Genomic DNA, 6,963 nt, shown 5'->3' with positions numbered 1-6,963 from the left:
TTGAATGGGATTGCTTACTTACTCCTCCGCGCGGGTAAAGTAGACCAACAATTTGTCGAATCCTGTACCAGCAACTTCGCCGCCTTTGTGGGGGTGATTCAACAGTATCCTCCTGACATCGTTGCCGCCAAATGTGGCATCGCCCAAGCCGATCTCGAAAAAACCGCTAAATGGTGGGGTGCATCCAAAAACGTCCTCTCACTTTGGTCGATGGGCGTCAACCAATCCAGCGAAGGTACTGCCAAAGTCCGCCACATCATCAACCTGCATCTGATGACCGGGCAGATTGGTAGACCGGGCGCGGGGCCATTTTCACTCACCGGACAACCCAATGCGATGGGCGGACGTGAAGCTGGCGGACTAGCCCACATCCTCCCCGGCTATCGCCTCGTCAAAAATCCCGCTCAACGTGCTGAAATCGAGCAGCTTTGGAATTTACCCCCAGGCAGAATCTCCCCCAACACGGGTAAAACTGCCTGGGAGATGATAACAGGCATGGAGACCGGATTGGTCGGCTTGCTGTGGATTGTAGCCACCAATCCGGCGGTTAGTATGCCCGACATCAATCGTACCAAAGCCGCCTTAATGCGATCGCCTTTTACGATCCATCAGGATGCCTATTACCCCACCGAAACTGCTAAATACGCTCACGTCCTCCTCCCTGCTGCCCAATGGAGCGAAAAAACAGGGGTGATGACTAATTCCGAGCGGACAGTCACCCTATGTCCGGCATTTAGAACGCCTCCAGGTGAAGCCAAAGCCGACTGGGAAGTCTTTGCCGAAGTCGGGCGGCGACTGGGCTTTCAAGACGAGTTTTGGTTCAAAAATAGTGCTGACGTGTACGCTGAATTTGCCAAAGTCAGCGCGGGTCGCCCCTGTGACATAACTGGATTGAGCCATCAATATCTCAAAGATAATGGCCCGACCCAATGGCCGCACCCCACAGGCTGCAAAACCCAGTACGGCAAACGCCTCTATACCAACCTCCAATTTCACCACCCCGACAAACGCGCCAAATTTGCTGCGTGCCACTCCAAGGGACTCGCCGAGCCACCCAACCCCGAATATCCATTTGTGTTGACTACTGGGCGGTTATACGGTCACTGGCACACGATGACCCGCACCGGACGCATCCCCAAACTCCAGCAGATGCACCCCGATCCCTTCGTGGAAATTCATCCCAAAGATGCCGCCAGATTGCAGATCGAAAATGGGGAAATGGTTGAAATTCGATCGCGGCGTGGTACCGGGAGATTTCCAGCACTAGTAACAGCGGCGATCGATCGCGGTACAGTCTTCGTACCGATGCACTGGGGCGAATTGTGGGCAAAAGATGCCGAAGCCAATCTATTTACCCACGATGCCGCCTGTCCCGATTCATTACAACCAGAACTCAAGGCGTGTGCGGTGCAACTAGTACCAGTCAAATCGATCGTTTCTACCTCTTCAATCCCGTTTGGAGTGCCGAGTAAGGTGTCGAGTAAATTGGGAGTCTATGGGTGATATTTATGTCCGCCACTGGGACATATAAATTAGTGCAGATCTATTCAGCCGACAACAACGACAGGATTCGCACCTGCATGACTGGGTATACTCCACAGTGTTTTGACAGTTAAACTACGTTGTTAGTGTAATGGCAAGCAGACTCGAACCACTAACCTCGCGCGTGACAGGCGCGCGCTCTCACCAATTGAGCTATACCATCACAAATCGATCCTAACAGAGGATGGTAATTTAAGCGGTGAAATCGATCGATTCATGTCTGGATCATAAATTTGTCAGGATGAATACCATGATTTACCCAAGTAATTGCCGCCTCTGCGCTTGTCATTTCAGGCGGTACCCGCAAAACGTGAATATGTCCGGTAGATGGACAAGTCATCTTGAGTAATACTATCGACTCATAAATATCTCTATTTCTGCGCCATCTTTTTATGCCATCGATTTTGAGTAACGTATATTCCCGCCAAGAATCTAGATGACTTGCATTTAATTCTTGACAAATTCTTTCATAACCGATTTGTTGAATCAATCTCTGCCGTAATTCGGCATTGGTTTCATCCCGCAACCACTCAGCTTTCCATTTATTCAATTTAGTCCAATATCGACGGGGCAAATACAGCCCAAGAAAGTGTATGGATTGTAACTTGGGCAAATGTTGGAGAATAGACAGATCGGTAAGCGGATTTCCTAATAAGTCTAAACTCGTCAACTCACGAAGTAATTTGATACTGTTTGGTAGCGATGTCAATTGATTACCGCTTAAATTGAGACTGACTAGCTCGATCGAGTTGCCAATGTTACTAGGTAACTCAGTAAGTTTATTATGAGATAAATCTAACCTCTTCAACTTAGTTAATGTATCGAGATGGAGTGGAGGACTGCTTAAATTGTTACTACTAAGATTCAATTCTAGCAACCCAGAAAGTTTGTCAAAACTATCTGGTAATGATGTTAAAGAATTTGAATTGAGGTGTAAATGAGTTAGTTTACTCATTTCACCGATCGCATCTGGTACAGAATCAAAAAGATTACCGCCAAGGTACAAATGAGTGAGGTTGCTTAAATTATCAATGCTACTAGGCAAGAATGTTAATTGATTACCTCGTAAGTCCAGATGAATCAGATTAGTCAGATTGCCTATACTTGCGGGAAGAGAGGTCAATTTATTCTTGCTTAATTCTATGCAAGTTAATTGCGTTAACTTGCCAATATCAAATGGAATAAAAGTTAAATTGTTCTTTGATAAGTGAAGATGAGATTTTAAGCTGAATTTATTACTAGCCATTGGCAAGCATTTCTGTAAATCTCTTGGCAACTTAATTATTGATTTACCAACAAGATCGTTAAGATTATCATTTTTAATTTCGAGCTTGACAATCTCACTATCGACTAGTCTCAAAGCGTAAGGCAACAACCTTATCTCGATCCAATATTTACGAGGTAAACTTATACCCCAGAATTTGACAGTCTTTAAATTCGGCAAACTGTGTAGCACCGATAGATCCATCAGTGAATTACCAGTAATATCGAGATAGGTTAAATTAGTCAACTTAGTAATACTTCGCGGTAGTGCTACCATTTGATTGCCATTCAAAAGTAGTCCTGTTAAATTAGTGAGCTCGGTAATGCTTTCCGGGAATACAGTCAGCCGATTGAGGCTCAAGCTCAGCCAAGTGAGATGCTGAAGATTGGCAATACTATCGGGTAGATTGCGGAGCTGATTTTTGTAAAGTCGCAATTCGCGTAAGTTAGTGAGATTGCCGATCGAGTCTGGTAGAGTAGTCAGACGATTATCAACTAGACGGAGGCTGACTAAATCGGTAAGATTGCCGATCGAGCCTGGTAAACTAGTGATGTATTTTTGATAGAGATCGAGATGGGTAGAGCGAGATTGGATGGCTCGATCGATGATTAATTCTAATTCTGCTGGTGTCATTAATATAACTCTTTTGGTTTTATTGATAGGTTACGTAGATCTTGACCCCACCCCAGCCCTCCCCTTATAAATGGGAGGGAGCGAAAGCCCCCCTTTATAAGGGGGGTTGGGGGGGTAAATTCAATCACCAATCGACAATTTGATAATCTTTAAATAATCTGCCAAACTGATTATTACCTGTATTTAATCCCGTCCAAATCGGATCGCAAATTCGCGCTGCGGCATCGATAATTGTAAATGGTGGTTCCGTCCCCCGATCGAGCATTTCAGTCACGATTGGATATGGATGCTGGAAACTAATCCAACCTGGATCGACGGCATTCATGAAGATGCGATGTTTGGCATATTCTTTAGCACAGGTGCGCGTCATTTGATTGAGTGCGGCTTTGGCCATATTTGTATGCGGATGCCGCCAAGGTTTATCTACACCATTAAATCTGCCTTCCTGAGAAGAGACATTGATAATATATTTATCGGTATTTTGGTTTCTAGTCATCATCCCTTTCAACCGACTATTAATGACGAAAGGTGCGATCGCATTAACGACATGAACCTCTAATAATTCGACAATACTTACCTCATTATCTCTGAGCAACCAACTGTTACTCGATCGTAAGTCGATTTGATTTCCATCGCGATCGTATTTATCGATCGGAAATAATTCTGGATCTACCTCATCTTGAGGTAGCATCGGAATTTGCGATAAACTAGCAACTAGATCGATCTGTTGAATTGCGGCTAAATTAGCGACAGGGTTAAGAGTATTGTGATTCAGCTCTAAACTAGATTCAGGATTGGCAATCAGGGTTCGTAATTGTGATTCTAATTGGGCTACAGGCTGCGATTCTAGCTCGATTAAATGTCGATAATAAGCGGGAGGACGGCGGATGGTTTGAGCGGCGTTATTGACGATAATATCTAGCTGAGAATACACGCGAGCGAGATAGTGTGTAAATGCTTCCACTCTGGCTAAATCTCGCAGATCGAGAGGATAGATCTGCAACCTGTCGCGCCACTCCTCAAAATCGATTTCTTGAGCATATCTCTGAGCTGCATCATGGGGAAATCTCGTAGTAGTAATTACTCTTGCACCCGATCGTAATAATCGCAAACAGACCCCATAACCGATATTAACTCGCGCTCCAGTAACTACAGCAATTTTGCCACTGAGATAGGCTGTTGCTTGTTGTTTATCATAGTTAAAGTCGCCGCAGGATTGACAAAGTTGCTGATAATACCAGTGTCGATCGATAAATATCTGTTTGCAAACAATACAACGCGGGAATTTATTGCTCATTAACTTCGCTCTAGAAATAGGCTATGCCTACTAATCTAGCAGCAGTAATTTTTTTAATTGTAGGTTGGGTTGAGGCACGAAACCCAACGATCCCAGTGTTCGATCGACGATCGCGTAATATTATTGATGTTAGCGCTGTTGGGTTTCGCTTCGCTCCACCCAACCGAAAACCTCTCAATTAAATTAATAACTATCGTCATCAACATGAGCATGAACAGTTAACTCGTGATTGACTTGATTGAGTCGATCGGATATTGCCTTGCGCCACTCCAGACTAATTGCCGGATCGGCTAATACCTCTTGTGCCGATTGACGATATGCCGCACTAGTAGTCGCATCGACTCGATCGATCTGTTCGAGATTTTCGTAGACAGTTTGCAGCGATTGCATAGTATTTACCTCAATGTATTTGTCAGTCATTTACAACAACTGTAGATTAAGCAAATCAATCCTTACAGCGTCTGAACTATGATTTAGAATGATTTAAGGATGGACTCTGACGATCTGCTCTAAAAAATCATAGTCTATCTGCTAATCATTCCAAATCACAGTTCAGACCGGATTATCTAAGGCAAGTCAGTACTGCCCATCAGATACAGGTCGCATTCGCGAGCGGCACCGCGACCTTCATTAAATGCCCAGACGACCAAACTTTGACCGCGACGACAATCGCCAGCCGCAAAGACACCAGGAATACTGGTGATGTACTTTTCATGTTCGGCTTTGATATTGCTACGCGGATCTTTATCTAAACCCAGTGCATCGACTAACGGCTGTTCGGGGCCGAGAAATCCCATTGCTAGTAATACTAGGTGAGCGGGATTGACTTTCTCGGTACCTGGGACGTGTTTGAGCGCGAATTGTCCTTGTTCGTTGCGTTCCCACTGGACTTGAACGGTATGAACGGCGGTAACGTTACCATCGGCGTCGCCCTCAAATTTGGTGGCAGTGGTGAGATAGGCGCGGGGGTCGGCTCCGAATTTAGCGGCGGCTTCTGCTTGTCCGTAGTCCACTTTATAGACTTTCGGCCATTCCGGCCAGGGATTGTCGGCGGCGCGTTTGAGCGGGGGTGTAGGCATGATTTCTAGCTGCTCGACGCTATTGCAGCCGTGGCGGATAGATGTGCCGACGCAATCGGTACCCGTATCGCCACCGCCGATGATGATGACATCTTTACCTGCGGCGGAGATAAAGTCACTATTTTCTTTACCATCTAAGACGGCTTGAGTATTAGCCGTGAGAAATTCCATCGCGAAATGGATGCCTTTAAGCTGACGACCTTCGATCGGGAGATCGCGGGGTTTGGTGGCTCCAGTGCAGAGGATGACAGCATCGTAGTCTTTACGCAAATCTTCGGCAGTGACATCCTTACCGACTTCCACGTTGCACTTGAAGGCGATCCCTTCGGCTTCCAGGAGTTCGATCCGGCGCAGGACGACTTGCTCCTTTTCGAGCTTCATATTGGGAATGCCGTACATCAGCAGTCCGCCCGGTCTATCCGCACGTTCAAATACTGTTACCCAATGTCCGGCTTGATTCAATTGGGCGGCGGCACAGAGTCCAGCGGGGCCAGAACCGACGATCGCGACTTTCTTGCCCGTGCGTTTTGCAGGGGGTGTGGGGACGATCCAGCCCTCTTCCCAGCCTTTATCGACGATCGAATGTTCGATGCTTTTAATCGTCACTGGAGGGTTGTGGATACCCAGTACGCAGGAACCTTCGCAAGGTGCGGGGCAAACTCTACCCGTGAATTCGGGGAAGTTATTGGTTTTGTGCAGTCGATCGAGAGCTTCACGCCAGAGTCCGCGATAGACCAGATCGTTCCATTCGGGAATCAGGTTATTAATCGGGCAACCGCTCGCCATGCCAGCAATTACCGTTCCCGTATGGCAAAAGGGGGTGCCGCAGTCCATACATCTAGCTCCTTGTTGGCGGAGCTTTTCGTCGGGCAGAGGCAGGTGAAATTCATCCCAGTTGTGGATGCGATCGAGTGGTGCGAGTTCGCCTTCGACTTCGCGGCGGTATTCAATAAATCCGGTTGGTTTGCCCATAGCTACGATAAATAATCGCTCGGCTGTGCGATCTTTTTTTAGTACTTAACTCAGGCTATTCTAATCGGTTTAACTCATGCTAGGGAACTATTGCTTCAATCTTCTTATCCTATGCTCTGAGTTAAAATACATGATTCTTGACAACTAGTTATTAAACTTAACTTTTTATGATTATT

General features: G+C 46.2%; 5 protein-coding genes and 1 tRNA gene. 1 reads left to right on the top strand and 5 read right to left on the bottom strand.

What is annotated here, in order from left to right; translation table 11 throughout:
- A partial coding sequence (locus RMO52_RS20260; RefSeq protein ID WP_310417864.1) for a molybdopterin-dependent oxidoreductase occupies positions 1 to 1,503 on the top strand: 1,503 nt, incomplete at its 5' end.
- 128 nt (positions 1,504 to 1,631) lie between these two features.
- Here RMO52_RS20260 and RMO52_RS20255 read toward each other — a convergent pair.
- The 5 genes from RMO52_RS20255 to gltD form a co-directional block, all read right to left on the bottom strand.
- Positions 1,632 to 1,705, bottom strand: a tRNA-Asp gene (locus tag RMO52_RS20255).
- A 51-nt stretch (positions 1,706 to 1,756) separates the two neighbouring features.
- On the bottom strand, positions 1,757 to 3,439 hold the full coding sequence (locus tag RMO52_RS20250) for a leucine-rich repeat domain-containing protein (RefSeq protein WP_310417861.1): 1,683 nt from the start codon (positions 3,437 to 3,439) through the stop codon (positions 1,757 to 1,759).
- A 124-nt stretch (positions 3,440 to 3,563) separates the two neighbouring features.
- Positions 3,564 to 4,736, bottom strand: a complete 1,173-nt coding sequence (locus tag RMO52_RS20245; protein ID WP_310417858.1) for an SDR family oxidoreductase — start codon at positions 4,734 to 4,736, stop codon at positions 3,564 to 3,566.
- A gap of 183 nt (positions 4,737 to 4,919) precedes the next feature.
- A complete protein-coding gene (locus tag RMO52_RS20240) occupies positions 4,920 to 5,126 on the bottom strand; it encodes a hypothetical protein (protein ID WP_310417855.1) in 207 nt (68 codons plus the stop codon).
- Positions 5,127 to 5,302: 176 nt separating this feature from the next.
- The gene (gltD, locus tag RMO52_RS20235) at positions 5,303 to 6,787 is read right to left on the bottom strand and encodes a glutamate synthase small subunit (RefSeq protein WP_310417853.1); all 1,485 of its coding nucleotides are present in this window, start codon (positions 6,785 to 6,787) and stop codon (positions 5,303 to 5,305) included.
- Between the last annotated feature and the right edge of the window lie 176 nt (positions 6,788 to 6,963).

It is taken from the genome of Chamaesiphon sp. OTE_8_metabat_110 (assembly GCF_031382685.1).
Taxonomy (GTDB): Bacteria; Cyanobacteriota; Cyanobacteriia; order Cyanobacteriales; family Chamaesiphonaceae; genus Chamaesiphon.
The sequence above is the reverse complement of the archived record's forward strand: the minus strand, read 5'-3'. Positions and strand labels throughout refer to the sequence as shown.